This is a genomic window from Bradyrhizobium sp. 2S1, assembly GCF_011516625.5.
Taxonomy (GTDB): Bacteria; Pseudomonadota; Alphaproteobacteria; order Rhizobiales; family Xanthobacteraceae; genus Bradyrhizobium; species Bradyrhizobium septentrionale.
Genome location: NZ_CP147717.1, coordinates 5527674 through 5552316, shown reverse-complemented (window position 1 = coordinate 5552316; position 24643 = coordinate 5527674). Strand labels below are relative to the sequence as shown.

Here is a 24643-nt window from a genome sequence, read left to right as displayed (position 1 = left end):
GATCCCTTTCGCAGCCGAATTATTTGTAGCTGTAGGTGGTGCCGGCCGGCAGCGGCAGCTCGGTCTCGCGCTGCATCTGGCTCTTCGGCCACACCACATAGGATTTGTCGTCGATATATTGCAGCACCACCGGGAACGAGCGCTCGTTCTGCCCGGCGAATTGCTCGCCCTCGCCGAAGAATTTCACGCCGTAGCCGAGCATGGTGCCGCCCTCGGGAATGTCGGTGTCGAGCGCGGCCTTGCGCAGCGCGTCCGGATCGACGCCGCCATATTTCTTGATCGCGCGCGGCAGCACGTCGTCGAAGAACACATAGGCGTTGGAGGCGCCGATGCCGACATGGGCGGAGCGGATCGGCACGCCCGGCTTGAGCTTGTCGAATTCCTCGCCGACCATCTTGATGACCGGCGGAAGCTTGGGATCCATGCCCTTCTGGTTGGCGAGCCAGATCGAGATCGGGTCGGTGTTGAAGAGATAGTTGGCGTCGGCGCCGAGACCTTCCTTGAGCTTCTCGTAGACGCCATAGCCCGCGCCATGGCCGACGATGGCGCCGAACTTAAGCCCCTGCTCGCGCGCCTGGCGGAATAACAGGGTAATGTCCGGATTGTAGCCGGTGTGGAAGATCACGTCGGGCTTGGCGCGCTTCAGCTTGGTGACCAGCGCCGACAAATCGGGCGCGGTCGCCGAATAGCCCTCCTTGAGCACGATATTGAAGCCGGCTTTCTTCGCGCCGGCCTCGTTGCCCTTGGCGACGTCAACGCCATAGGCGCCGTCTTCGTGGATGATGGCGACGCGGAGGTCCTTCGACTCCTTGCCGAACTTGGACATCGAATATTGCGCGATGAAATCGGTCGTCATCATGCCGTACTGGTTGCCGGCGGCCTGCGGACGGAACACGTATTTGTAGTTCTTGCCGTCGAACACGCCCGAGGAGATGCAGGTCGTGATCCACATGAACCTCTTCATCTGCTCGACCCGGGCCGAGACCGGCACGCATTGCGCCGAGGAGAAGAAGCCCATCACCAGGTCGACCTTCTCCTGCTCGAGCAGGCGGACGGCCTCGTTGATGGCGATGTCGGGCTTGCTCTGCGCGTCGGCATAGACCGCCTCGACCTTGTAGCCCTCGACGCCGGTCTTGACGTAATGGTCGAGCATGATCTTGACGCCGGTATATTGCAGCTCGGAGCCGCCGCCGGCGAGCGGGCCGGTCAGATCGAAGATCACGCCGATCTTGATCTTCTTGTCCTGCGCATGGGCGGCATTGGCCACGCCGAGCGCCGCAATCGCGACAGACAGACCCGCGAGCCAGCGGACAGCCCTCCTGACCGGCATGAATCCCTCCCCAGAGATTGTGCACTGCATTTTTTGTTGTCGTGCCGCCCTATCACAGGGGGAGCGGCCGATGATGTCAAGCGCGATGGCTGCGTCGCCACGGCGCAGGCCTGCGTAAACTTTCGGCGGAGCATCGCGGACGCGCGGCGCCAGCGCGGGTGCTCATCAAACCCGCGGCCGCTTTGCCCTCAAATCAAAAAAGGCCACCCTGTGGGTGGCCTTCTGGTTCACTTTTGCAGGCTTGCGGCGAACAGCTTGGCGGCTTCGGCCTTCGATTCCTGATCGGCCTTGGCATCGTATCTGAGCGGCAAATTGAACTTCTTGCCGAGTTCTGTGGCTTCGGGGTTGGTGAACGCGTGCACAGCGCCGGGATACTCGATGATCCGATAATCGGCCTTCGCTGCGTCGAAATCCTTCTTGAGCGCATCGTACTGCTCGAGCTTCACGAACGGGTCGTCCGCGCCGTTCAGAATGAGGATTTTCGCCTTGACCGTTCCCGGCGCCGGCGCCGGCGTGTTGAGACCAAGTGTTGCGTGAAAGCCCGCAACGGCGGCGAGATCAGCGCCGGTGCGCGCCATGTTCAGCACCACCGCGCCGCCGAAGCAGTAACCGACGGCGCCGATCCGCTGCGGATTGACCGAGGCCTGCTTGGCGAGCTGCTCGCGCGCGGCGTTGAAGCGCTGCTCCATCACCTTCGGGTTCTTCATCACCGACCCCGAGAGCGCGCCGGCGTCCTTCGGGTTGTCGGCGGTCTTGGCGTCGCCGTACATGTCCGCGATGAAGGCCGTGTAGCCCTGCTCCGCGAACTTCCGCGCCTCACTATGGATATGCGGGGTGATGCCCCACCATTCGTGCACCATGATGATGCCGGGCCGCTTGGCCTGGGTGGCGTCGTCGTAGACAACGAAGCCCTTCATCGTGGTCTCGCCGTCCGTATAAGTGACCGGCTCTTCCTTCACTGCTGCGTGTGCGCTCGCGACCATTGCGATGGCGCAAAGTGCTCCCATTATGTTTGTTCGCATGTTTGACCTCCTGCGGGTTTGGCACAACACTACATTGGCATGCCAACGATTCCTGCGCTAGGCTCTGCAGGCAGTGTTCGCTAGGGCCGCGCCATGCCCGCCCGCTTGATTGCCGCGTGCATGATATCGCTGTCCGCGGAAAGAAAATCGATCAGGCGCCTGGCTGCTTCCGCCGCCTTGGAGTCGCTGACCACAGCGGCTGTGAAGGTTTGGACAAGCTGAAGATCTGGCGGCAGCAGACCAACCAGTTCAATGCCGGGCTCTTGGACCAGTTCGCTGGTCGGGCCTATCGAGAGATTTGCCTTGCCGGCCCTGAGCGCTTCGGCCGCCTCAGTGCCACGCGCCTCCAGGGTGAGCCTGACCGAGTCCGGCAAATTCAGCTTTGGGAAGACCTTGTCGCGGAAATATTGTCCGCTCGTGCTGCTCGGCGCCACAATCTGGCCTGCGTCGATCAAGGCTTTCCTGAGCGCGAGATCATTGCCGATATCCGGCTTGGGCGAGCCTGCCCGAACCGCGGCGGCCAGAGGCGCCGTCGCCAAACCGGTTTCGGATCCCGCACGAATCCGCCCGTCTTCGTTGAGCTTTCGAAGTCCCTCTCGCGACAGGATCACCACGTCCGCTTTGATGCCGTGGGCAAGCTGATGCCTGATCGTCTTCGGACCGGTGCCCTCCGACGCACCTGATCCGGTTTCCACCCTGATGCCCGTGCTTCGCTCGAATTCAGCAAGAACTTCCCGGTAAACCGCGGCGAAACCGCCGGAAATGATGACCTTGATCGTCGCGGGGGTGTCGGAGATTGCCGGCGTCGATGCCGCAGCAGTGGCGGGTTGCTCGATCATTGCATCTTCCTTGCTTACTGAGGCGAAACTAGCATTACCGGGCTGACCGACAAGGTTTGGTAACTCGCCGGCCTGTCGGTCGGCTCCTCTATCAGAAGCGGGCACCAGACCGAATACAGAGCATGGCCGCCCGGGGTCTCCGGACTAGGGCCTGTTTGGATTCCGGATTCTCATCCTGGCTTGGTTGTGATTCAAGCTTGGGATGGACCGATTCGTTTTGACTGATGCCCAATGGGCGAAGATGGAGCCGCTTTGTCTTGGCAAGCCGGGTGATCCCGGCCGGAGCGGCAATAACAACCGGCTGTTTGTCGAAGCCGTGCTGTGGATTGCGCGCACGGGCAGTCCGTGGCGCGATCTGCCGCGCGCCTTCGGCAACTGGATAACCGTGTACACGCGCTTCCGCGACTGGGCCAAGGCGGGCGTCTGGAAGCGCATGTTTGATGCGGTCTCGGACGAGCCGGACATGGAGTACGTCATGGTTGATGCCACCATCGTCAAAGTCCACCGCCACGGACAGGGCGCAAAAGGGGGACGCAAAACCAGGCGATCGGCCGCTCGAAAGGCGGAATGACCACCAAAATCCTGGCACTGACCGACGCGCTCGGCAATCTCCTGCGTTTCGTGCTGCTGCCAGGACAGCGCTTCGACACGGTCGGCGTCCCGCCGTTGATCGAAGGGCTGACCTTCGATGCGATGATCGCCGACAAGGCGTTCGACAGCAACGCCATCATTGCCGACCTCGACGCACGCGGCGCCAAGGTCGTCATCTCCCAGCACCCGCGGCGCGCAAAACCTCTCGCCATCGACGCGGAAATCTACAAATGGCGACATCTGATCGAAAATTTCTTCTGCAAGCTCAAGGAATTCAAGCGGATCGCCATGCGAGCCGACAAAACAGATATCAGCTTCGAAGCCATGATCAATCTCACCGCCGCTGTGATAAATTCAAGATGAATCCAAACAGGCCCTAGTCCACCGAGAAAGAAAAGGACTGACTGAAACGAGCGGCGTTCCGTCGGCCGTTTGCTTCACTCTGAACTCTATTTCTTTTTCCGCGCTCGTGTCCAAAACGCTGACAGACAGTATCGCAATGCACGTGACTTCTCGCGTTGCCTTGTCCCTTGACTTCACGAGTATCGTGCCATCCAGGCTGTAGACAGCGCTTTTCTTTGCACCGTCCAAAATCGTCGATTTTTCAGTTTCCGATTTCGCAGCATTCATCATTGCGTCAAGCGAACTCGAGTATTTAAGGGTAAAAGTCACCAGCTTGTTGTTTTGATCGTCCGAAAATGTCTTGAGTACCGAACTGCGGGCATCCGAAGAACGACACTCCTGCTCCGCCATCTGGTCCGCCGCTTCTCCACAGCCACTCAACAACAGCAGCAGAACGAAGCGTGTCAGAAGCGCCTGCCCTTCCCTCATAGGTCTCATTGGATTGCCCGCGTCGGATTGCCCCGATACGCTTTGCGCCAGACCGACGACAGAGCGACACCGTGGGCAGATTATTGCGCTGGAATTTCGGTCGGCTGAGCCGTTGCACAGCCTCGGTCCAAAGCGGACCATCCGGGCGCCTCAACAGTCGGATTCCGCTTGCGGTCTGTGCCGAACACCTCATCAAAGCGCCGGTCCATGCTACTTGAATTCGGCGGCATGGAGCTTCACGAAATCGCGCGTGTTCACGGGTGCTTCGCCGTGAGCTTGTACATGGTGTCAATCAGTTTCGCGGAAAGAGCCATTTGCCTGCTCCTGGGGACGGGTTTATTATTTAGACGACGTATAATTTATACATTGTAAAAGCAAGAGGGCCAATGCCGAGAACTGCCGATCCGGAGCTGCCTCACAGGATCTTGAAGGCCGCCGACACGCTGTGGCAGTCGGGCGGCGAGGAGGCCGTGACGATCCGCGGCGTGGCGGCAGAAGCAGCCACCACGACGCCGACGGTCTATAGCTACTACGCCGACCGGGAGGCGTTGCTGACGGCGTTGCGCACGCTGGCCTTTCAGCGCTTCTCGGCCTACCTCGCAAAATCCCGCGACTTTCAGGACACCTGCGTACGACATCTCGAGTTCGGCAGCACCCACCCGCGCGATTATGAATTGCTCTACGGGCGTGGCTGGATGGAGCGCGTCACAACGAGTGCGCAGGCCGGCGAGATCGAACGATACACCACCCATATCGTGCGCGCCGGTGTCGACGAAAGCAGGGCCGCGCACGTCGCCTATCCGATCATGATGATGCTGCACGGCGTGGTGATGCATCGGCTGTTGAACAAGAAGCCGGGTCCGCTCGGCCGGACGATTGCCGCAGCCTGCCTCGACGCCTGCATGACGCTGCTCGAAAGCGCGCGGCAGGAGAAATAGCAGATTGCGATTTAGAACCGCGGAGACGATTGGCCCGATGCGCTGAAAGCCAGCTTCCGAATTACGGCCGCAATGGGGTCAAACGCGGAAGTCGGAGCGCGCAACCGTGACGTCCGCTTCACCCCCGACGCCGGACTTTCGATAGCAAGCGCTACGTCCCGATTGCTGCTGTGGACCCTCACCCACTACCGCCCATCTGATCGCGCCGATTTGTCAGGGCCGCTGGCGCTCGCGAGAAACACGTCGTGCTTGGGAAACTTCTCGAATAATTCCGGCGGTTGCGCGAAATTGACGGCGAGCACGTCAGCGGGGTTGCCGGCAATCCACTGCGACAGATTGATCGTCTCGTAAGTGCCGGTGTTGAACCCGATCAGGATGCGCGCAGGCGTATTGCCAACATTTTCGATCGAGTGCCCGTAGCCCTGCGGAATGTAGCCAACGTCGCCTTTCTCCAGCGTCTCGACGCGGAACCGTCCGTGGGAGCCGAACAGGGTGACGGACACCCGCCCGTCGATGACGTATTGCCACTCGTCCGCGTTAGGGTGCCAGTGCAGCTCGCGTAACGCGCCAGGATCGAGATCGAGGATGACGCCGGTCACAGTCGTCGAGATCGGGAACCGACTGGCATCGACGCGCCACTCCCGGCCGCCCTTGTAGACCCCGTGTGGTTCTTGCGCGAGCAAGCGGTATTTGTGCGTCTGCGGCGGCAGATTTACGCCTTGCAACGGGGCGGCCGGCTGTGCCGGAGCGATTGCCCCGCGGGCAAAATAGACCTCCGTCTTCGGAAACGAGTCAAACGTCGCCGCGGGCACGCCGAAGTTCTTGGCCAGAAGAGTCTTCGGCGCGTGGCCGATCCAGTCCGTGATGCTGAAGGTGCCGAACTCAGAAAAGTACCCGTTGTCGAAAATGAGAATAAAGTGGCAGGCCTGGCTACCGAGACACTGCAGCATGTGGCCGTGCCCGCGGGGAAAGTACCAGATATCGCCAGGCTCGAATTCGTTGGTCTCCGCCCGGCCCTGCGGATCGATGACTGTGGTGCGCACGCCGCCCTCGATGACGAATGCCCATTCGGCTGCTGTGGCGTGCCAATGAAGCTCGCGCATCGCGCCAGGTTCGAGCCGCATGGAGACCCCAGCGATGCCTTTGGAGATCGGCAGCTGCTTGACCGTCGCCTCCTTGCCGTAACTTTCGCCGATAACTTTTCCCTCAGATTTCTCCAGGGCGAACTTGAAGGTCGGCAGGTCATCGGCCGCGAGAAGCGGATCGGGGACGTTGTTCATGAAGCTCGGATCGCCGGCCAGCGCTGGCTTTGCTGCGGCCACAGCTGCCGCAGCAAGCGCTGAGCCGATAAGAACGTCACGCCGCTGCACGTTTGACATGATGATATCTCCATGATGGCGTTGATCGTGAAGTACCGAAACCACGCGCCCGCTCGGGCCATTCATTGCGGCAGGTTGCCCCGACACCTGATGTCGCACTACCGAGCGACCGCGGTAAGTTGCTGGAAATATTTAGACCGCTCGAGGGCCGGCGCCCCGAATGCCTTGCCTCCTTTTGATGCAATGTTACAACTGGTCAAAACCACCGTACAGGGGTGCTAGTGTCAGCGTCGGGTCAAAAGCCGTCAATGACGGACGATCCAGGCAACGACCGCTTCATCCTCGGAAGCGGAGCTTTACGCGTACGCGCCTACGCCGGAAGCTGCGTCTCGATGAACGCGGTGACGAAACGCGGCATTGCGGCTGTGACATCGGCGCGGCTGCGCACCAGATGGATGCCGGCGAGCTCCGGATGCTCCTGCCGCGCGAGATTGGCCTCGATCCGCGCACGCAGCGCGTCCGCTGGCATGTCGACGCGCAGGATCTGCATCATCGCCAGCGCAACGCCGGTGTAGATGCAGTGCCAATCGGCATCGGCATGGCAATCCGCGGCGGTGAGGCCGGTCTCTTCCTCGAGCTCGCGCATCACGCTGCCGGCGATATCGACCGTCTCGCCCCTGATGTCATCGAGATCGGGCGTGCCCGAGGGGAAATAGATCCGGCCGGCATTCGCCGTGTGCTTGCCCATCACCCCACACACAAAGGCGCCGTCGCTGGCAAGCAGCGCGCCCATGCCAAAACCGTTGAAGATCTCCTTGTCCGGAAAGCCCCAGTCACGCCAGGCCAGGAAGCTCGCGAAATCGGTCTCGAAATAGCTCGCGCTGAGTCGTTCGGCGGCAAACACCGGATCGCGCCCGAGCAGGACGCGGCCGTTCCACAATTTCGGGTTCAGCCGCTGCTGCTCGGCGAAATGCGCGTCGATCTCGGCGCGCCGCTGGTCCGCGAATGGCCAGGGACGCCGCTGCAATGCCAGGTCGAGCGCGGTGACGCGACAGATCAGCGGAGACTGCATGTCACGCACCACGTGTGTTTTGTGGCATGACCTCCGCGCAAACGCGTCGCGCTTGTCGCGAGCAAAACCGCTTCACACTTTTGCGGATCATGACTTACTTCGCGCTTCCGGTCGTCTTCTTGGCCTGCTCGACATATTTGTTGGTGTAGGTCTTGGTGACGTCGATGCCGGCCTTCGCGACCTCGGGCGAGCCCTCGCTGAACACCGCGAGCACGGCCTCCGCGCCCTTGGGATCCATCTTGCCGGTTTCCGAATACATCGGGATCGTGTTCTTCAGCGCGGCCAGATATTGCTCCTTGTTCTTGCCGACGAGTTCCTCCGGCATCTTGGCCATGATGTCCTCGGCGGAATGCGAATGAATCCAGGCCAGCGTCGCCATGATCGCATTGGTCAGCGCCTGCACCTCCTTCTCGTGGCCGTTGACCCAAGCCGTGGTCGAATACAGCGCGCCGCCGGGATATTCGCCGCCGAACACCGCAAGCGTGTCGTGCTGGGTGCGGGTGTCGCTGAGGATCTTGAGGTCAGCGTGGCTGCCCTGCAGCACGGTGACGGAGGGATCGAGCATCACGGCGGCATCGATCTGGCCCTGCTCCATCGCGGCCACTGCAGTCGCGCCGAGGCCGACGCCGATCACGGCGGTACCGGCCGGATCGAGGCCGTTCTTCTTCAAGAGATATTTCAGGAAGAAGTCGGTCGAGGAGCCCGGCGCACTGACGCCGACCTTCTTGCCCGCGAGATCCTTGATCGAATTGATCTCACCGGTGTGCTTCGGCGAGACCACCAGCACGAGGCCGGGATAGCGGTCATAGACCACGAAGGCCTGCATCTCCTGCTTCTTGGCGGCGATATTGACGCAATGGTCGAAATAGCCGGAGACGACGTCGGCGCTGCCGCCGAGCACGGCCTTGAGCGCATCCGAGCCGCCCTTGAGGTCGACCAGCTCGACCGCAAGGCCGGCCTTGTCATATTCGCCAAGCTGCTTGGCCAGCACGGTGGGCAGATAGCACAGGCAGGCGCCGCCGCCGACCGCGATGGTGATCTTGCTTTGCGCCGCGGCAAGGCCCGTGGACAGGGTCAGCGCCAGCAGCGTTCCGGCAAGCTTGCCAAGCAGTTTGTTCATGACGTCCTCCGTTCGACCGGGCGGCAAGATAGAGGAGCCGGCGCGGCTTGAGAAGGCGACTTTCCGATAGCTGGTCAAGCCTGCGGCGGCGGCATAGCATCGCGGATACAAGGAAACGCCGAAGAAGCACCAAGAATACTTCAAGGGAAACACCAAGGGAGGTCTTCATGAATCGGATTGCAACCGCGCTGTCGATGGGCGCCGCCTTCGCCGCCGGCTGCGGCGTCACCCATGTGCTGCGGCCGGCTCTCGCGGCCGAGAGCATCACGGCGCAGGTCATCCACACCGGCGAGATGGAGGGCGACAAGCTCGGCGACGCCAACAAGGTCGGCTTCCGCTCCAAGATGTTCGTCTCGGCCGACGGTGCCACTGTCTCGATCCAGGACGGCAATGTGCCGAAGCACCTGCACCCCAACACCAACGAGATGCAGTTCGTGCTTGAAGGCACCGGCACGGTCTGGCTCGGCGACAAGGAAGTGACGGTGAAGCCGGGCGATCTGATCGTGATCCCGAAGGGCACGCCGCATGGCGGCAACAAGCCGAACGGCCGCGCCATCAAGTCGATCGCGATCAAGACGCCGCCGCAGGCGCCGGATGATACCAAGCTGTTGGATTGACAGCAGCCCTCTTCACGTCATTGCGAGCGAAGCGAAGCAATCCATCTCTCCCTATATGCGGACCGATGGATTGCTTCGTCGCTCCGCTCCTCGCAATGACAGCAGCTTACGGGCGCACGAACACCAGCAGCGGTTCCATCACATGACCACTGACAGATAATTCACTTGCTTCACGCCAGGCCGACTCATAATATGATGATCATCATTTTATAGAGAGCCGGAACCATGAGCCTGGACGATCACCCCACGGTCAGGGCTGTGCGCGCTCGCAGCAGCCGGCACGTCCACGACGTCCCGGTTTCCTCGGAACTCATCAAGCGGATCGCGCGGGACTGCGGCGCCGACGATGTCGGCATCATCGAGTTCGACCGGGCGGCCATCGCACCGCAGCGGGACTTCATCCGAAAGGTCTATGGCCGGACGCGCTCGCTGCTCGCGATCGCCTGCCACATGAACCGCGAGCCGGTGCGCTCGCCTTCGCGCTCGGTCGCCAACGAGGAATTCCACAGCACCTACGATCACGTCAACGAGACCGCACGCGCGATCGTTCGCGCGCTCGACGAACACGGCATCCCGTCCTGCAATTCGGTCGCCGCCTTCCCGATGGAGATGGACCTGCCCAGGATCATGATGGTCCAGCACAAGCCGATCGCGGTCGAAGCCGGTTTGGGACGCATGGGCATCCACCGCAGCGTCATCCATCCGAAATTCGGCAGCTTCGTCCTGCTCGGCACCATCCTGCTCGGATGCGAGGCGGATGCCTACGACCAACCGATCGACTACAATCCCTGCCTGGAATGCAAATTGTGTGTGGCCGCTTGCCCGGTCGGCGCCATCAAGCCGGACGGCGGCTTCGATTTCCTGTCCTGCCACACCCACAATTATCACGACTTTCTCGGCAACTTCGCGCAGTGGGTGGAGAAGGTCGCGGATGCAAAGGACGCCAGGGATTATCGCGCCCGCGTTCCCCGCACCGAAACGCTCAATGTCTGGCAATCGCTGTCGTTCAAGCCGGGCTACAAGGCGGCCTATTGCATCTCGGCCTGCCCGGCCGGCGAAGACGTGATCGGGCCGTTCCTGCATGATCGCGACGGCCATTTCGCCGACGTCGTGCAGCCGCTGATCGACAAGGACGAGTTCGTCTATGTGATCCCGGATACCGACGCCGAGGACACGGTGACGCGGCGCTTTCCGCACAAGAAGGTTCAGCACGTCACGTCCGGCCGCCATACCGGCAGCCTGCAAGCCTACATCTTTTCGCTGTCGCTCGGATTTCAGCGCGGCCGGGCGCGCGGCCTGGATCTCGTGACGCATCTGCGCTTCACCGGGGCAAGCGCGCTCGATATGACGGTCACGATCAAGGGTAGGAATCTCCAGGTGGTGCCGGGCCGGCATGTGGGAGAGGCTGGCTTGCTTGTTACCGCCGATACAAAGGCATGGTTAAGCTTGCAAAACCGCGACCTTACGCTTGCCGATGCGATCGCCGCAGAGCTGGTGAGCTACAGCGATGAGACATTGTTTGCGGCCTATATGCGGTGCTTCCCGCTCTGAGCCCGCAGCGTCGCTGCGTAGGGTGGGTTAGCGAAGCGTAACCCACCGTCTCTTTCGCCGCGACATGGTGGGTTACGCCTTCGGCTAACCCACCTTACTCTGCTTGCTACGCGAAATAAGCGGGATGATCGATGTCGGCGATCAGCCCTGGCTGCTGCGGCTGCCAGTCGAGCCGCGACCTGGTGCGGGCGCTCGAGGTCGGCACGTCGAAGGCCGCGAACCTGGCGAACCAACCGAAATGCTCGGCAGCCTCTTCAGGTGATTTTGAGACCAGCGGCACGTTGAGCCGGCGCGCGATCACCTCAGCGATTGCCTTGAACGACACACCCTCATCGGCGACGGCATGGAACGGACCGCGTTCGACGCCGCGTTCGAGCGCAAGCCGGTAGACGCGGGCCGCATCAAGGCGATGCACGCCCGGCCAGCGATTGAGTCCTTCGCCGATATAGGCCGAGGCGCCCTTCTCACGCGCGATGGCGACGAGGCGTGGCACGAAACCATGATCACCATGGCCATGCACCGAGGGTGCCAACCGCACGACGGACGCGCGCACACCGCGCGATGCCAGCGCTATCGTTGTCGCCTCAGACGCACGCGGATAAGCAGACGAGGTAGGAATCGGCGGGTCCTCCTCGGTCGCGACGCGACCCTGCCCGACCCGCGCCACGCCTGATGTCGTGATGAACGGACGCTGCGAGCCTTCGAGCACCGCACCGAGAGTCTCGATCGCGCGCCGATCGGTCTCGGAATTCTCTGCGAACTTCGAAAAGTCGTGGTTGAAGGCGCAGTGGATCACTGCATCCGCCTGCGCGGCGCCGCTTCTAAGGCTGTCGAGATCTTCCAGCGTTCCGTAGTGAACCTCGGCGCCGGCGGCGACGAGCGCTTCCGCGCCCTTGTCGGAACGGGCCATGCCGAGCACCCGATGGCCGGCGGCAATCAGATCGTCAGTGACGGCCGAGCCGACCCAGCCGGTCGCTCCAGTAACAAACACGCGCATCAGCAAGTCTCCAGGTTTTGCTGGAGACAAATCTGGGTCGCCGCGCTATCGTGGTAAAGTAGTGACCTTATCATGGTATAATAGCTAACACGATGAGCGAGCCGCGCACCCAAGGGAATCTGCATGAGAAGCTGCATGACAACCTGCTCGGCGCCTATCTGAAAGACCGCCGCAGCAAGCTCGATCCCGCGACGTTCGGCTTTCCTCCGGAGCGGCGGCGCACGCCGGGCCTGCGCCGCGAGGAGGTGGCGCAGCGCGCCAACATCTCAGCGACCTGGTACACGTGGCTCGAACAGGGCCGCGGCGGCGCGCCTTCAGCGGATGTGCTGGACCGCATCGCGCGTGCGCTGATGCTGACCGATGTCGAGCGCGAGCATCTGTTCCTGCTCGGCCTCGGCCGCACGCCCGAGGTGCGCTACCAGAAGAATGAAGGCGTCTCGCCGCGGCTGCAGCGCGTGCTCGACGCGTTGCTGCCGAGCCCCGCCGTGATCAGGACCGCGACATGGGACATCGTCGCCTGGAATCGGGCGGCGACCGTGATGCTGACCGACTATGGCGCGCTGCCGCCGCGCGAGCGCAACGTGTTGCGCTTCATGTTCCTCGATCCGCGCGTCCGCGCTGCGCAACACGATTGGGCAAGCGTGGCGCGCTTCGTCGTCGGCGCCTTCAGGGTGGACGCGGCCCGCGCCGGCGCTGCCGCCGAGGTGCAACCGTTCGTCGATGAGCTCTGCCGGCTGAGCCCCGAATTCGCGGCGTTGTGGCGCGACAACGACGTGCGGACCCATGGCGAGGGCATCAAGCAGCTCCGGCACCCGATCCTGGGCCCGGTCAAGTTCGAATATTCGGCGTTCGCGGTCGATGGCCGGCCCGACCTCAGCATGATCATCTACAATCCTGTCGACCCGGAGGTGGCGGAGAAGATCCGTGGGTTGATGGAGGCCGCGCCGGAGCACGAGCGCGCGTGGTCGATTGAATGAGATTATCCTCGCACCGACTGACGTTGCGAACATGGCAAGAGACCGATAGGGCTCGATTTGCGGAGATGTCAGCAGACCCCGCCGTCATGCAACATCTGCGCCCTCTCCCGACACGAGAATCCAGCGACGCCTGGGTTGATTTCCAGATCGAGCATCAATCAACCCATGGGTTCTGCATGTGGGCCGTGGAATTGAACTCTTCCAGAGCTTTTGCTGGCGCGGTCGGACTGCTGGTTGTCAATTTCCCGGCCCACTTCACGCCCGCCGTGGAAGTTGGCTGGCGTCTGGCACGGGCTTGTTGGGGACAGGGGGCTCGCCACCGAGGCAGGTCGCAAGGCGCTTGAATTTGGCTTCCGAGAGCTGGGTCTACCCGAGATTGTCGCGCATGCGAGCGTCCACAACACGCGCTCTCTTCGCGTCATGTCCAAATTGGGGATGACGCACAACCCGGCCGACGATTTTGACCATCCGCGCGTCAAGGAATCGGACCCGCTCCGGCGACAGGCGCTCTATCGCTTGAAACGCAATGACTGGCCTGGCATGGCCGAGCCGCCGCGTCGATGAGTAGCGCAGATCTTTTCAACTGCACGCGGCAGACGAACGGAGATGATCGTCGCCGCCTTTCACACCGCGAAACGCGAATTGAATCGCTCCCGCCGTACGACCTGTAGTATAATGCCCCACCCACCGAGCCAACGGTGGGATTTGGGAGAAGATAGCCATGAAAGCCTCGTTACTCCTCGCGGGCCTAGCTGTCGCGATCTTGTCGATTGCCCCCGCAAATGCCGAGAACAAACCCGCACTCGCTAAGCAGGCAACCTCGGGAGCACCCTGTTCCGTCTCCAGTAGCTGGCCCAATCCTACGCCGGTGGTTTGCTGGCCAGAGGGCGTCAAACGTTTCCACAACTTCAACGAATGTAGAGAATCCCTGCTCAAGTTTGGCCACGATACCAATGGCATTTCGTGGTGGTGCCACAGCCAGGGATACAAGACCTGACGGTTTCGCACCCAGAACGCGTGAGGCCGCCAACGCTGGCGGCCTCTTTTATTGCAGTCCGACGTAGCCAGCTCGCAGCGTCTGGCATCAGCCCAACGCCCGGATCGCGCTATGGAAGTAGGCTCGGACCGCGCGACACGTGCTAGTCCCGCGTGACCGCCGTCGGCCGCCAGACCAAGAGCCGCTTCTCGACCATCGTCACCGCCATATCGATCAGGATGACGAACGCCGACAGCACGAACATGCCGGCGAACACGCCGGCGACGTCGAACACGCCTTCGGCCTGCTGGATCAGATAGCCGAGGCCGGCCGCGGAGCCGAGATATTCGCCGACCACCGCGCCAACCACGGCAAAACCGACCGAGGTGTGCAGCGAGGAGAACATCCAGGACAGCGCCGACGGCCAGTAGACGTGGCGCATCAGCTGCCGTTCGTTCATGCCGAGCATGCGGCCATTGTCGAGCACCGTGGTCGGCACTTCCTTGACGCCCTGATAGACGTTGAAGAACACGATGAAGAACACCAGCGTCACGCCGAGCGCGACCTTGGACGAGACGCCGAGCCCGAACCACAGCGCGAAGATCGGCGCCAGCACGACGCGCGGCAGCGCATTGACCATCTTGACATAGGGATCGAACACCGCGGCGACGCGCGGCTGCCGCGCGAACCAGAAGCCGACCAGGATGCCGCTGGCCGAACCGATCACGAAAGCGAGGATGGATTCCCACAGCGTGATCGCGAGATGCTTCCAGATCACCCCGCTCGAGAACCACTTTACAATTTGGCTGAAGACGTCGACGGGATTGGAAAAGAAGAACGGCGGCAGCAGCACCTTGCCGAACACCGGGACGGTGGCAAACAACTGCCACAGCGCCAACGTAACGACGGCGACCAGGACCTGCAGGAACAATAGCGTGACGCGCGACATCAGGCCGCTCCCGCCTGCGTCGACTGGACATAGCCCTTCATCACCTCGTCCTTCAGCACGCCCCAGATTTCGCGGTGCAGGGTATGGAAATCCTTCTCCATCCTGACTTCGGAGATATCGCGCGGCCGCGGCAGCGTGATGCGCCAGTCGCCGATGATGCGTGCGGACGGACCTGCCGACATGATCACGACGCGATCAGCCAGCGCGATCGCCTCCTCGAGATCGTGGGTGACGAACAGCACCGCTTTGCGGTCGGCGCTCCACAATTCCAGCAGCAGATTGCCCATGATCTGCCGGGTCTGGGCATCGAGCGGGCCGAACGGCTCGTCCATCAGCAGGATCTTCGGATCGCGGATCAGCACCTGCGCCAGCGCGACGCGCTTGCGCTGGCCGCCCGACAGCATATGCGGATAGCGGCCCGCAAAGGCACCGAGCCCGACCGCTACAAGCCATTTCTGCGCGCGTGCGAGCGCCTCGGTGCGCGGCGTGCCTGATATCTCGAGCCCGATCGCGACATTGTCGATCGCGGTCTTCCACGGGAATAGCGCATCGGCCTGGAACAGGTAACCGGCGTCGCGGTTGAGGCCGCCCAGCGGCTTGTCGAATATCCGCGCCGATCCGGCGGCGGGTTTCAGAAGCCCCGCGGTGACATTGAGCAGCGTCGACTTTCCGCATCCGGTCGGGCCGACAATGGCGACGAACTCGCCATGCGCCACCGCAAGATTGGCCTGCTCGACCGCGGTATAGACGCGTCCATCCGCCAACCGAAACGCCACCGTCGCATTGTCAAGCGCGACCGCCGTCGGCTCCGTCATCCCCACCGCACTGCCTCCCGAACTTTGCAAGATGGCTTAGCGGTTTGGGCAGGCAAGTTCAACGCAGGAAGATGGCGCAGGACGCGCCGACGAGGCTGCGCTCACGCGGTTTTCACGGCAGACCGGGTTGCGCATTGATCCGACATCGTCGAGGGTGCGACCAAAGTGACAGGCAGGAGATATAAACATGCGGATCGCAGTGGTAGGCGCCGGAGGTGTCGGCGGTGGCTTTGGTGCGGCGCTTGCGCATGCCGGCGCCGACGTCACCTTTATCGCGCGCGGTGCCCATCTGGCCGCGATGCGCAGCGAGGGGCTGAAGGTTCAGGGCGGCCGCGGCGAAACCCACCTGGTCCCGACCCAGGCGACCGACGATCCCGCAAGCGTCGGCCCGGTCGATATCGTGCTGTTCTGCGTCAAGCTGTGGGACGTCGAAAGCGCCGGGGCGCACATCAAGCCGATGGTCGGTCCCGACACCGCCGTGATCCCGCTGCAGAACGGCATCGACGCGCCCGACCGGCTGATCCCGATCCTCGGACCTAACGCCGTGATGGGCGGCGTCGCGCAGATCTCAGCCTCGATCATCAAGCCCGGCATGATCAACCAGGTCGGCACCTTCATGCGCATGATCTTCGGCGAGCTCGACGGCCGCATCACGCCGCGCGGCAAGGCGCTGCTCGACCTCTGCCTGAAGGCCGGCTTCGACGCGACGCTGAGCGAAGCGATCAACACCGAACTCTGGATGAAGTTCGTAGGCCTCGCCACCAATGCCGGCATGACGGCCGTGACCAGGCTGCCGATCGGTAGGCTGCGCGACGATCCCGATTTGCGGCCGTACTTCGTGTCGGCCTGCGAGGAGACCATCGCCGTCGCCCACGCCAGCGGCATCAAGCTGCCGCCGGATGCGCTGGAGAAGGTCCTCGCCTTCATCGGGCACGCGCCGCCGGCCATGAAGGCCTCGATGGCGCTCGATCTGGAGCGCGGCAACCGGCTCGAACTGCCGTGGCTGAACGGCAAGGTGGTCGAGCTCGGCCGCAAGCTCGGCGTTCCGACGCCGACGCACGACATGCTCTATGCCGTGCTGAAGCCCTATGCGATGGGCGCGCCGTCCTGATATCCGAGCAGGACTGAAATCTGCCGGCCCGCCGCGCGGACCAGCCTGGAAAATTCCAGCAGCTTCTGCTCATCGATGCGCGCGCTGGGTCCGTACAGACCAACCGAGCCGACGACGCTGCCGCGGTGATCGAAGCACGGCGCGGAGACCGCGACCGTGCCGGCGAAGATCTCGCTGTGGCTGGTCGCATAGCCGTTGCGCCGCGCAAATGCCAACGCCTCCTCCAGCCGCGCGCGGTCGGCGCTCTTCGGGATGGTGGCGAGGAGTGCGGCCTGCCGCGCCGGGTCCATGAAGGCCAGCATCGCTTTGCCGGTCGAGCCACGGGTCAGGCTCGAACTGTCGCCGACGCCGCGGCTGATCGAGAGCACGTGACGGCTCTCGCATTCGAGGATGCAGATGCCGCGATCCTCCTGCATGCGAAACAGCGCGGCGGTCTCGCCGGTCGCCTCGCGCAGGCCTTCGACAACGGGGCGCGCGACCGTGACGACTTCCAGCCCCTTCAGCCAGACATGGGACAGCTTCATCACGCCGTGCGACAGCCGGAAGCGCTGCGGATCGCCTTCGGCCTGGATCAGGTCGCGCTGCGCCAGCGTCTGCAGCAGGCGATAGAGCGTCGGCCGGCTCAGCCCGACGCGCTTCTGGATTTCGATCACGCTCATCGCCGGTTGATCGGGCGTGAAGCATTGCAGGATCGCGATCGCGCGATCGACCGCCCGGACGCCTGACGCGACCTGCTCCGCGTCCGGTTCCGTGGCCTGTGCCGTGTCCTGCGCTTCCGCCTTCGGTTTCTTCGCCATCGTCCACATCCGCAAATTCCGCAGGGCGCGCTGCATCCAGCGCGCTTGACCAATCGGCCCGCGCGGATACTATCTCATATTATGAGAATTGTGTCCACTAGATAGACATATCAAAAGTCGACGGGAGGATTGCAATTGCTTCAGACAGACGCCTCGCGCAGATGGGCCGCCGCCACGATCGCCACGCTGATGCTCTCGACGCCGCTGGCGCAGGCCGCGCCCGACGGTTCGGGCATCTCGGACGGCGTGGTGCGGATTGCGGTGCTGGGCGACTACGGCAGCGGCCGCGATCTCGGCGGGCCGGGCTCGGTGACGGCGGCCAAGCTTGCCGCCGAGGATTTTCACAACAAGGTGCTGGGCAAGCCGATCGAGATCATCTCGGCCGATCACCAGAACAAGCCTGACGTCGCGGTCGGGATCGCGCGGCAGTGGTTCGACGTCGAGCATGTCGACGCGGTGACCGACCTTGCGGTGAGTTCGGTCGGTCTCGCCGTTGCCGGGCTCGCGACGCAGAGCAACCGGACCGCGCTGGTCTCGGGCGCCGCGACCTCGGACCTCACCGGCGACAAATGCTCGCCCGTCATCACCCATTGGGCCGACGACACCTACGCGCTGTCGGCCGGCCTGGTCGGCGAGCTGGGCCGCCGCGTCGGCAAGGAATCGTTCTTTGTCGCGGTCGACTATTCGTTCGGCACCGCGATGGTGAAGGACGCCTCGCGCGCGGTGACCGATGCCGGCGGCAAGGTGCTCGGCGCGGTGCGCTATCCGTTCAACACCACCGACTTCTCGTCCTTCCTGCTGGCGGCGCAGAGCTCCGGCGCCAAAGTCGTGGCGCTGGCCGGCACCGGCGCCGACACCGTCAACGCGGTCAAGCAGACCCACGAATTCGGCCTGCAACAGGGCGGCCAGACCATCGTCGGCATGCTGACCTTCATCTCCGACGTCCACTCGATCGGGCTGCGCGACGCGCAGGGCATGTACATCGCATCGCAATACTATTGGGATGACGACGACGGCACCCGCGCCTTCGCCAAGCGATTCATCGAGATCGAGAAGCGCGAGCCGACCAAGCTGCAGGCCGCGACCTATGCCGCCGTGCGCCACTATCTGAAGGCGATCGAGGCCGGCGGCAGCGACGAGGCGAAGGCGGTCAATGCCGAGATGCGCAAGCTGCCGGTCGATTTCTTCGGCCGCCCCGCGCATATCCGCAAAGACGGCCGTGGTCATCTACGACCTCTCGCTCTACCGCGTGAAGAAGCCGGACGAGAGCAAATACCCCTGGGACTACTACCAGAAGATCGCTGTCATCCCCGGCGACAAGGCGTTCCGCCCAGAGGGTACCGGCGGCTGCAAGCTCGACAAATAGGACGCACCATCATTCGCCGCGACGCAGCGTCGCGCAAGCCAGACAAGGAGGAGCCGATGCCGCTTCGCAACGATTTCGATCAGCTTGTTGACGTCAAAGGTGGCTTCATCAGCCGCGAGATCTTCGTGGACGCCGATATCTACCGGCAGGAGCTCGACAAGGTCTTCACCCGCGCCTGGCTCCTGGTCGGGCACGAAAGCCTGGTGCCCAATCCCGGCGACTTCTACACCTCGCGGATGGGCGAGGAGTCCGTCATCCTCTGCCGCGACAAGAAGGGCGAGATCCACGTCTTCCTCAATTCGTGCCGGCACCGCGGCATGAAGGTGTGCCGCTACGAGCAGGGCAACACGTCGCTGTTCACCTGCCCCTATCACAGCTGGACCTACACCACCGACGGCAAGCTGCAAGGCGTTCCGCTGCACCGGACGCTCTATGACGGCGTGCTCGACCGCGAGGCCAATTCGCTGGTCTCGGTAGCGAAGCTCTGCAACTACAAGGGCTCGATCTGGGCGACCTGGGACAAGGATGCGCCCGACTTCATCACCTATCTCGGCGACGCCAAGGTCCATCTCGACCAGGCGCTCGACTGCCGCGACGGCCGCGAGGGCGGCTCCGAGGTGATCGGCGTCCACAAATGGGTATTCCCCGCCAACTGGAAATTCGCCGCGGAGAATTTCCTCGGCGACACCTATCACAATCCGAGCCACCGCTCGGTCGACCTGATCGGCATCGGCCCGAGCGCCGCCGCCGGCAAGAAGGGCCGCCGCGACGACGAGCTGGAGAAAGCGCAGCACGTCTGGATCAGTTTTCCGGAAGGCCACGGCGTGCACAGCGCGATCCAGCCGGAGGCCAACGAATATACCGAGTCCTTCCTCGATAATCCGATCCTCGAAAAATACTTCCGGCACTGCTTCGAGGAGCGCAAGCGGCGGCTCGGCGAAGGAGCAAGGCTGCTGCCGTTCGTCGGCACGATCTTCCCCAACACGTCCTATCACGGCCGACAGCCGCGCGGATTGTGCGCCTGGCATCCGCACGGCCCGACCTCGACCGAAGGCTGGCGCTTCTTCCTGGTCGACAAGGACGCGCCGCAGGAAGCCAAGGACTATCTACGCCACTACTACATGCGCTACTCCGGCCCGGCCGGCATGACCGAGCAGGACGACATGGAGAACTGGCTCTATGCGACCGCCGCAAGCACCGGCACGGTCGCGCGGCGCTATCCCTTCAACTATCAGCAGTCGATGGGCGCCTACACGAGCGACCATCCGCTCGGCGGCGATGTCTCGCCCCAGGTCACCGAGCAGATCGCACGCGGCTTCTACCGCCGCTGGACCACCTACATGCAGGGCGGCGATTGGCATGAGCTGCTTGGATCGCCCGCAAGCAACCGGCAGGCCGCAGAATGACCGCGCCCCGAAAAACCGTCCTCGTCAGCGGCGGCACCTTCGGCATCGGCCGCGCGATCACGCTCGGCCTCGCCAGGGGCGGCCATGCGGTGGTGGCGTTCGGCCTCGAGGCGCCGCAGGTCTCGAGCACCGCGCAGAACGCCATTCCGGCCCTGCGCGAGGAGCTGGATCGCGAGGGCCTCTCCGCTGAACTGATGGAAGCCGATGTGTCGCAGACTCGCGACGTCGCGCGGGTGGTCGAACACGCCATGACGCGGTTCGGCCGCATCGACGGCGTCGTCAACAACGCGGCGATCGGCCCGCTCGGCACCGTGCTCGACACCGACGAGGCGCTGTTCGATCGCATCATCGCCGTCAACCTGAAGGGACCGTATCTGACCAGTCGCGCCGCGATTCCCCACATGATCGCGCAAGGCGGCGGTTCGATCGTCAACATCGGATCCGGCGCCGGCTGGGGCAAGCCGAACATGGCGGTCTACAGCGCGAGCAAGGGCGGTGTTGTCGCGCTCAGCGCGGCGATGGCCTACGACTTCTTCCACCAGCGCATCCGCGTCAACACCGTGATCCCCGGAGGCGGCGGGATCGTTAGCGGCATGAGCCTCGGCCGTGTCGGCGGCGATGCGGCGCGCTTCGGCAAGGGCGCACAGGGCACCGCGGCCGGGCGTGTCGCCGCCGGCGACGACATCGCCAATGTCGTGGCGTTCCTGCTGTCGCCGGAGGCGGAAACGCTGTCCGGCACCGTGATCGATGTCGGCTGCTTCGCCCAGCAGGGCGGACCGATTCCGCCCAAGCCGGCGCTGTGACAAGTCAGCGATACCTGATGAGGAGATCATGATGACGACAACCGTTCAGGATCAGGACAAACAAGCGCAGACTTCGAACGCCACGATCGAACGTTCGGCGGCCTACTACCGGCTGAAGGCCGATGTCGAGGACTTCTATTATCGCGAGGCCGATTTGCTCGATGACCGGCGCTTCCGCGACTGGCTCGACCTGCTCGCCGAAGACATCAGCTATTTCATGCCGATCCGGCGCAATGTGAAGTTCGGCCAGCAGGCCGCGCGCGAGAACACCAGACGCGGCGAAGGCATCAGCTGGTTCGACGAGGACAAGTGGACATTGACCAAGCGGGTCGAGCAGATCCTGACCGGCGTGCATTATGCCGAGGAGCCGCTGTCGCGGATCACGCACATGGTCAGCAATGTGCAGATCAAGGGCGCGCGGCCGGATATCGACACCGCCCGCGAGCTCGATGTCACGAGTCGCTTCCTCGTCTACCAGAACCGCGTCGAGTACGAGACCTACATCTTCGTCGGCCGCCGCAACGACACGCTGCGCCTCACCGAGAACGGCTGGAAGATCGCGCGGCGCGAGATATTGCTTGAACAGAACATCCTGCTGGCCAAGAATCTCACCACGTTCTTCTGAGCGAGGCCAAGGAAAGCAAGGAAAGCGATGATTGACGTGACGGCGATCAAGGTGGGGACGCGGCTGAAGTTAGAGGCCGGCGTCGTCGCCGAGGTGGTGGAGAACATGGACGATGGCCAATGGCTGCAGGTGCGCTATCTGGAATCCCCTGCCCGGCCCGGCGACGTCGGCATGGTGGAGCTGTGCCACGCCCAGGATGTCCTCAACGTGCTCAGCGAGTAGCTCCGGCCAACGGATAATCGATCATGCTGCGCTTTGAATACATGCCGAGCGATTTCCATCCGCTGTTCCTGTTCCTCGGCGAAGCCGCCGATCTCGCCGCGCTGGCAAAACTGTTGCGGCGCTTTGCCGAGAGCCCGCAAACCATTGCCGTGGCGGAGCGGATTCCCGGCGCCGTCTCGCGCAACGCGCTGGTGCTGGCGCCGGCCGACGACGAATTCGGCATGCGCGATCTCGGCGGCGGCTTTGCCTGGAAGCTGACGGATTGGCAGGCGCAGCGCATCGCCGAGCGCATCGAGCTGCTGACGCCTGAGGATAACAAGTCCGGCTCGGAAATCGTCGAGATCGGCAGCGAGGGCGAGATTCCGGTCAAGCTGTCGCGCGGCGAATTCACCGACGACTTCCTGATCACGCACAGATAATGGCGGCATAGCGCGTGAGCGAACAACGCACACCAAAGGTCCTGATTGCCGGCGCCGGGATCGGCGGCCTCGTCGCGGGATTGGCGCTGCTGCAGCGAGGCATCGAGGTCGATATCTTCGAGCAAGCGTCCGAGCTGCGCGAGCTCGGCGCCGGCGTCCAGCTCAGCGCCAACGGCACCAGCGTTCTGATTGCGCTCGGCCTCGAACGGGAGATGCAGGCGATCGCCTGCGAGCCCTCCGGCAAGGAGATCAGGCTGTTCAGCACCGGGCGGACCTGGAAGCTGTTCGATCTCGGCGCCTCCTCGCGCGCGATCTATGGCGCACCCTACTGGATGGTGCATCGCGGTGACTTTCACCGCGTGCTGGTCGACGCGTTCAACGCACGCGCGCCTGGCAGGCTGCATCTCGACAGCCGCTGCGCCGGCTTTGACGAGGACGGCGACGGCATATGGCTGCGTCTCGCCAATGGCGCGCGCCACCGCGGCGACGTCGTGGTCGGCGCCGACGGCGTGCACTCCGAAATTCGCCGGCAGATCGGCGGTGACACCAAACCGTTCTTCTCGGGCGTGGCCGCCTGGCGCGGCCTGGTGCCGATGGCACGGCTGCCGGAAAGCCTCAGGCGCGACGTCGGCACCAACTGGGTCGGCCCGGGCGGCCACGTCATCACCTATCCGGTGCGCGGTGGCGAGCTGTTGAACTTCGTCGGCATCTTCGAGGGCGAGAGCTGGTCGGTCGAATCCTGGACCGAACGCGGCACGCGCGAGGCTTGCAGCGGCGCCTTTGCCGGATGGAATGGCGAAATCCACAGCATCATCGACAACCTCGATGTACCCTACAAATGGGCGCTGCTCGGCCGCGATCCGCTCGATCGCTTCGTCGCGGGGCGCGCCTGCGTGCTCGGCGACGCGGCGCATCCGACGCTGCCGTTCCTGGCCCAGGGCGCCAACATGGCGATCGAGGACGGCATGGTGCTGGCGCGCTGCCTCGAACGCTTCCCTCCCGAGGAGGGGCTGCAGCGCTACCAGGCCGCGCGGCTCGCGCGGACCAATACGATCGTGGTGAAGTCGGCCGAGAATGCCAAGCGCTTCCATAATCCGGCGCTCGCCGACGCCGAAGGCGCCGACGCCTACGTCTCGCGCGAATGGCAGCCGGACCGGGTGCGCGAGCGCTATGACTGGCTGTTCACCTACGATGCGCTGAACGTGCCGGTCTGACGGCGTTCCCGCGTCAGTAAGCGCGATGATGCCGTCCGCGATGCGCCCGACGCTTGGGGGGCGGTTGCGGGGCGAAAAAAGGATTCACCGAGCACATTGCACCACGGCCCGATGCGCTCGCCTGGCACTGCGGGATCGAGGTGAAGCTGCAATCGATGTAGTTTCCGCCGAACCGGCCGCCATAGACATGCATGCACACCGGATAGTTCGGATCGTAGGCCTGTCCGGCGGCAGGTCCGGCAAGCACACCACCAAAAGCGGCGACCGCACATGCGGCGATCGCGAACAGTTTCAGGCGCATCGGTCTCTCCTTGTCGTCCGGAAGGTTTCCACGCAACTGCCGGAGTATGTCAACAGCGCCAGCGAGCCGTCCGCCATGCGGGCCATCGCGGGCAAAACAATGCGCCGATGCCCGGGCGCGCTACTCCGTGCGTTGGCGCTGCCCCTTCTTCGGCGCTGTTTTTGGACCCTTGTAGAAGGGATTGAGCGAGCATGTCGCCGATCGCCCGGAGGCCGTTGCCTGGCACTGCGGAAGCGATGTGAAGCTGCAATCGATGTACTCGGGCGTCATCCTGCCCTCATAGACTTCCATGCACACCGGATAGTTCGGATCGTACCTTTGTGCGGCGGCTGGCCCGGCGATGCACACGCCAAGGACCGCGGTGACAAGGGAGGCGGCGATGGTGAATTTCATGCGCATCGCGTTCTCCTCACGCCTGATCAGGAGCGCCGGGCA

At 63.4% G+C, this 24643-nt stretch carries 26 protein-coding genes and 1 pseudogene; 14 read left to right on the top strand and 13 right to left on the bottom strand.

Annotated features, from left to right (window positions below):
- Positions 1-19: 19 nt before the first annotated feature.
- The 3 genes from HAP54_RS26265 to HAP54_RS26255 all read right to left on the bottom strand — a co-directional run bounded on the left by HAP54_RS26265 (position 20) and on the right by HAP54_RS26255 (position 3191).
- Positions 20-1330: an ABC transporter substrate-binding protein gene (locus HAP54_RS26265; RefSeq protein WP_166305139.1), complete on the bottom strand. Its 1311-nt coding sequence runs from the start codon at positions 1328-1330 to the stop codon at positions 20-22.
- Between the two features lie 227 nt (positions 1331-1557).
- A complete protein-coding gene (locus HAP54_RS26260) occupies positions 1558-2247 on the bottom strand; it encodes a dienelactone hydrolase family protein (RefSeq protein WP_248114450.1) in 690 nt (229 codons plus the stop codon).
- 185 nt (positions 2248-2432) lie between these two features.
- Positions 2433-3191, bottom strand: coding sequence for a substrate-binding domain-containing protein (locus HAP54_RS26255; RefSeq protein WP_166305136.1), 759 nt, complete (start codon positions 3189-3191; stop codon positions 2433-2435).
- Between the two features lie 202 nt (positions 3192-3393).
- On the opposite strand from HAP54_RS26255, the pseudogene HAP54_RS26250 reads away from it, so the two are divergent.
- Positions 3394-4145: pseudogene (locus HAP54_RS26250) on the top strand (IS5 family transposase).
- Here the strand turns inward: HAP54_RS26250 and HAP54_RS26245 are convergent.
- Positions 4137-4613 (bottom strand): hypothetical protein, encoded by a 477-nt coding sequence (locus HAP54_RS26245; protein WP_166305133.1) that lies wholly within the window; start codon positions 4611-4613, stop codon positions 4137-4139. The pseudogene HAP54_RS26250 and the gene HAP54_RS26245 overlap by 9 nt on opposite strands.
- Before the next feature lie 386 nt (positions 4614-4999).
- On the opposite strand from HAP54_RS26245, the gene HAP54_RS26240 reads away from it, so the two are divergent.
- Entirely contained in the window at positions 5000-5551 is a 552-nt protein-coding gene (locus HAP54_RS26240; RefSeq protein ID WP_166305130.1) for a TetR family transcriptional regulator, read from the top strand.
- Between the two features lie 185 nt (positions 5552-5736).
- On the opposite strand, the gene HAP54_RS26235 is transcribed toward HAP54_RS26240, so the two are convergent.
- The 3 genes from HAP54_RS26235 to HAP54_RS26225 form a co-directional block, all read right to left on the bottom strand.
- On the bottom strand, positions 5737-6930 hold the full coding sequence (locus HAP54_RS26235; protein ID WP_166305127.1) for a cupin domain-containing protein: 1194 nt from the start codon (positions 6928-6930) through the stop codon (positions 5737-5739).
- A 310-nt stretch (positions 6931-7240) separates the two neighbouring features.
- Positions 7241-7942, bottom strand: a complete 702-nt coding sequence (locus HAP54_RS26230; protein ID WP_166305082.1) for an NUDIX hydrolase — start codon at positions 7940-7942, stop codon at positions 7241-7243.
- 94 nt (positions 7943-8036) lie between these two features.
- The gene (locus tag HAP54_RS26225) at positions 8037-9062 is read right to left on the bottom strand and encodes an ABC transporter substrate-binding protein (RefSeq protein ID WP_166305079.1); all 1026 of its coding nucleotides are present in this window, start codon (positions 9060-9062) and stop codon (positions 8037-8039) included.
- Positions 9063-9229: 167 nt separating this feature from the next.
- Between HAP54_RS26225 and HAP54_RS26220 the strand changes: the two genes are divergently transcribed.
- Together HAP54_RS26220 and HAP54_RS26215 are read left to right on the top strand one after the other, a co-directional pair.
- The gene (locus HAP54_RS26220) at positions 9230-9679 is read left to right on the top strand and encodes a cupin domain-containing protein (protein WP_166305076.1); all 450 of its coding nucleotides are present in this window, start codon (positions 9230-9232) and stop codon (positions 9677-9679) included.
- A gap of 225 nt (positions 9680-9904) precedes the next feature.
- Positions 9905-11230 (top strand): 4Fe-4S binding protein, encoded by a 1326-nt coding sequence (locus HAP54_RS26215; protein WP_166305073.1) that lies wholly within the window; start codon positions 9905-9907, stop codon positions 11228-11230.
- Between the two features lie 106 nt (positions 11231-11336).
- On the opposite strand, the gene HAP54_RS26210 is transcribed toward HAP54_RS26215, so the two are convergent.
- A complete protein-coding gene (locus HAP54_RS26210) occupies positions 11337-12227 on the bottom strand; it encodes an SDR family oxidoreductase (protein WP_166305070.1) in 891 nt (296 codons plus the stop codon).
- Between the two features lie 92 nt (positions 12228-12319).
- Between HAP54_RS26210 and HAP54_RS26205 the strand changes: the two genes are divergently transcribed.
- From HAP54_RS26205 to HAP54_RS26195, 3 genes are all read left to right on the top strand, one after another.
- A complete protein-coding gene (locus tag HAP54_RS26205; RefSeq protein WP_166305067.1) occupies positions 12320-13204 on the top strand; it encodes a helix-turn-helix transcriptional regulator in 885 nt (294 codons plus the stop codon).
- The gene (locus HAP54_RS26200) at positions 13201-13548 is read left to right on the top strand and encodes a GNAT family N-acetyltransferase (protein WP_339156769.1); all 348 of its coding nucleotides are present in this window, start codon (positions 13201-13203) and stop codon (positions 13546-13548) included. Before HAP54_RS26205 ends, HAP54_RS26200 begins: the two co-directional genes overlap by 4 nt.
- Positions 13549-13639: 91 nt before the next feature.
- A complete protein-coding gene (locus tag HAP54_RS26195) occupies positions 13640-13768 on the top strand; it encodes a hypothetical protein (protein ID WP_283843275.1) in 129 nt (42 codons plus the stop codon).
- Positions 13769-14343: 575 nt separating this feature from the next.
- Here the strand turns inward: HAP54_RS26195 and HAP54_RS26190 are convergent.
- Both HAP54_RS26190 and HAP54_RS26185 read right to left on the bottom strand, forming a co-directional pair.
- A complete protein-coding gene (locus HAP54_RS26190) occupies positions 14344-15129 on the bottom strand; it encodes an ABC transporter permease (protein ID WP_166305064.1) in 786 nt (261 codons plus the stop codon).
- The gene (locus HAP54_RS26185) at positions 15129-15944 is read right to left on the bottom strand and encodes an ABC transporter ATP-binding protein (RefSeq protein ID WP_166308390.1); all 816 of its coding nucleotides are present in this window, start codon (positions 15942-15944) and stop codon (positions 15129-15131) included. Before HAP54_RS26185 ends, HAP54_RS26190 begins: the two co-directional genes overlap by 1 nt.
- Before the next feature lie 187 nt (positions 15945-16131).
- Here HAP54_RS26185 and HAP54_RS26180 point away from each other — a divergent pair, with 187 nt between their 5' ends.
- The gene (locus HAP54_RS26180) at positions 16132-17055 is read left to right on the top strand and encodes a ketopantoate reductase family protein (RefSeq protein WP_166305061.1); all 924 of its coding nucleotides are present in this window, start codon (positions 16132-16134) and stop codon (positions 17053-17055) included.
- Here HAP54_RS26180 and HAP54_RS26175 read toward each other — a convergent pair.
- Complete coding sequence (locus HAP54_RS26175) at positions 17031-17852, bottom strand: IclR family transcriptional regulator (protein WP_166305058.1); 822 nt, start codon at positions 17850-17852, stop codon at positions 17031-17033. The two genes, HAP54_RS26180 and HAP54_RS26175, sit on opposite strands and share 25 nt — an antisense overlap.
- A 135-nt stretch (positions 17853-17987) precedes the next feature.
- On the opposite strand from HAP54_RS26175, the gene HAP54_RS26170 reads away from it, so the two are divergent.
- The 6 genes from HAP54_RS26170 to HAP54_RS26145 are packed head-to-tail and all read left to right on the top strand — an operon-like array spanning position 17988 to position 23907.
- Positions 17988-20624: an ABC transporter substrate-binding protein gene (locus HAP54_RS26170; protein WP_224741782.1), complete on the top strand. Its 2637-nt coding sequence runs from the start codon at positions 17988-17990 to the stop codon at positions 20622-20624.
- On the top strand, positions 20621-21427 hold the full coding sequence (locus HAP54_RS26165) for an SDR family NAD(P)-dependent oxidoreductase (protein ID WP_166305052.1): 807 nt from the start codon (positions 20621-20623) through the stop codon (positions 21425-21427). The genes HAP54_RS26170 and HAP54_RS26165 overlap by 4 nt, the downstream gene beginning before the upstream one ends.
- Positions 21428-21458: 31 nt before the next feature.
- Positions 21459-22052, top strand: a complete 594-nt coding sequence (locus HAP54_RS26160) for a 3-phenylpropionate/cinnamic acid dioxygenase subunit beta (protein WP_175619488.1) — start codon at positions 21459-21461, stop codon at positions 22050-22052.
- A gap of 27 nt (positions 22053-22079) precedes the next feature.
- The gene (locus HAP54_RS26155) at positions 22080-22274 is read left to right on the top strand and encodes a hypothetical protein (protein WP_166305049.1); all 195 of its coding nucleotides are present in this window, start codon (positions 22080-22082) and stop codon (positions 22272-22274) included.
- A gap of 23 nt (positions 22275-22297) precedes the next feature.
- On the top strand, positions 22298-22693 hold the full coding sequence (locus HAP54_RS26150) for a hypothetical protein (protein ID WP_166305046.1): 396 nt from the start codon (positions 22298-22300) through the stop codon (positions 22691-22693).
- A 14-nt stretch (positions 22694-22707) separates the two neighbouring features.
- A complete protein-coding gene (locus HAP54_RS26145; protein ID WP_166305043.1) occupies positions 22708-23907 on the top strand; it encodes an FAD-dependent monooxygenase in 1200 nt (399 codons plus the stop codon).
- Between the two features lie 13 nt (positions 23908-23920).
- Here the strand turns inward: HAP54_RS26145 and HAP54_RS26140 are convergent, their stop codons facing one another.
- A complete protein-coding gene (locus HAP54_RS26140) occupies positions 23921-24208 on the bottom strand; it encodes a DUF3551 domain-containing protein (RefSeq protein WP_166305040.1) in 288 nt (95 codons plus the stop codon).
- Between the two features lie 120 nt (positions 24209-24328).
- Positions 24329-24607 carry a DUF3551 domain-containing protein gene (locus tag HAP54_RS26135; RefSeq protein ID WP_166305037.1) on the bottom strand — a complete coding sequence of 93 codons (279 nt, stop codon included), beginning with the start codon at positions 24605-24607 and terminating at the stop codon, positions 24329-24331.
- Between the last annotated feature and the right edge of the window lie 36 nt (positions 24608-24643).

Coding starts and splice junctions, on each gene's coding strand:
- HAP54_RS26255 (WP_166305136.1), bottom strand. CDS start 3,191: ATGATCGAGCAACCCGCCACTGCTGCGGCATCGACGCCGGCAATCTCC.
- HAP54_RS26225 (WP_166305079.1), bottom strand. CDS start 9,062: ATGAACAAACTGCTTGGCAAGCTTGCCGGAACGCTGCTGGCGCTGACC.
- HAP54_RS26200 (WP_339156769.1), top strand. CDS start 13,201: ATGAGATTATCCTCGCACCGACTGACGTTGCGAACATGGCAAGAGACC.
- HAP54_RS26150 (WP_166305046.1), top strand. CDS start 22,298: ATGCTGCGCTTTGAATACATGCCGAGCGATTTCCATCCGCTGTTCCTG.
- HAP54_RS26195 (WP_283843275.1), top strand. CDS start 13,640: ATGACGCACAACCCGGCCGACGATTTTGACCATCCGCGCGTCAAGGAA.
- HAP54_RS26265 (WP_166305139.1), bottom strand. CDS start 1,330: ATGCCGGTCAGGAGGGCTGTCCGCTGGCTCGCGGGTCTGTCTGTCGCG.
- HAP54_RS26140 (WP_166305040.1), bottom strand. CDS start 24,208: ATGCGCCTGAAACTGTTCGCGATCGCCGCATGTGCGGTCGCCGCTTTT.
- HAP54_RS26165 (WP_166305052.1), top strand. CDS start 20,621: ATGACCGCGCCCCGAAAAACCGTCCTCGTCAGCGGCGGCACCTTCGGC.
- HAP54_RS26175 (WP_166305058.1), bottom strand. CDS start 17,852: ATGGCGAAGAAACCGAAGGCGGAAGCGCAGGACACGGCACAGGCCACG.
- HAP54_RS26260 (WP_248114450.1), bottom strand. CDS start 2,247: ATGAAGGGCTTCGTTGTCTACGACGACGCCACCCAGGCCAAGCGGCCC.
- HAP54_RS26135 (WP_166305037.1), bottom strand. CDS start 24,607: ATGCGCATGAAATTCACCATCGCCGCCTCCCTTGTCACCGCGGTCCTT.
- HAP54_RS26190 (WP_166305064.1), bottom strand. CDS start 15,129: ATGTCGCGCGTCACGCTATTGTTCCTGCAGGTCCTGGTCGCCGTCGTT.
- HAP54_RS26185 (WP_166308390.1), bottom strand. CDS start 15,944: ATGACGGAGCCGACGGCGGTCGCGCTTGACAATGCGACGGTGGCGTTT.
- HAP54_RS26215 (WP_166305073.1), top strand. CDS start 9,905: ATGAGCCTGGACGATCACCCCACGGTCAGGGCTGTGCGCGCTCGCAGC.
- HAP54_RS26230 (WP_166305082.1), bottom strand. CDS start 7,942: ATGCAGTCTCCGCTGATCTGTCGCGTCACCGCGCTCGACCTGGCATTG.
- HAP54_RS26235 (WP_166305127.1), bottom strand. CDS start 6,930: ATGTCAAACGTGCAGCGGCGTGACGTTCTTATCGGCTCAGCGCTTGCT.
- HAP54_RS26240 (WP_166305130.1), top strand. CDS start 5,000: ATGCCGAGAACTGCCGATCCGGAGCTGCCTCACAGGATCTTGAAGGCC.
- HAP54_RS26205 (WP_166305067.1), top strand. CDS start 12,320: ATGAGCGAGCCGCGCACCCAAGGGAATCTGCATGAGAAGCTGCATGAC.
- HAP54_RS26220 (WP_166305076.1), top strand. CDS start 9,230: ATGAATCGGATTGCAACCGCGCTGTCGATGGGCGCCGCCTTCGCCGCC.
- HAP54_RS26160 (WP_175619488.1), top strand. CDS start 21,459: ATGACGACAACCGTTCAGGATCAGGACAAACAAGCGCAGACTTCGAAC.
- HAP54_RS26180 (WP_166305061.1), top strand. CDS start 16,132: ATGCGGATCGCAGTGGTAGGCGCCGGAGGTGTCGGCGGTGGCTTTGGT.
- HAP54_RS26245 (WP_166305133.1), bottom strand. CDS start 4,613: ATGAGGGAAGGGCAGGCGCTTCTGACACGCTTCGTTCTGCTGCTGTTG.
- HAP54_RS26210 (WP_166305070.1), bottom strand. CDS start 12,227: ATGCGCGTGTTTGTTACTGGAGCGACCGGCTGGGTCGGCTCGGCCGTC.
- HAP54_RS26155 (WP_166305049.1), top strand. CDS start 22,080: ATGATTGACGTGACGGCGATCAAGGTGGGGACGCGGCTGAAGTTAGAG.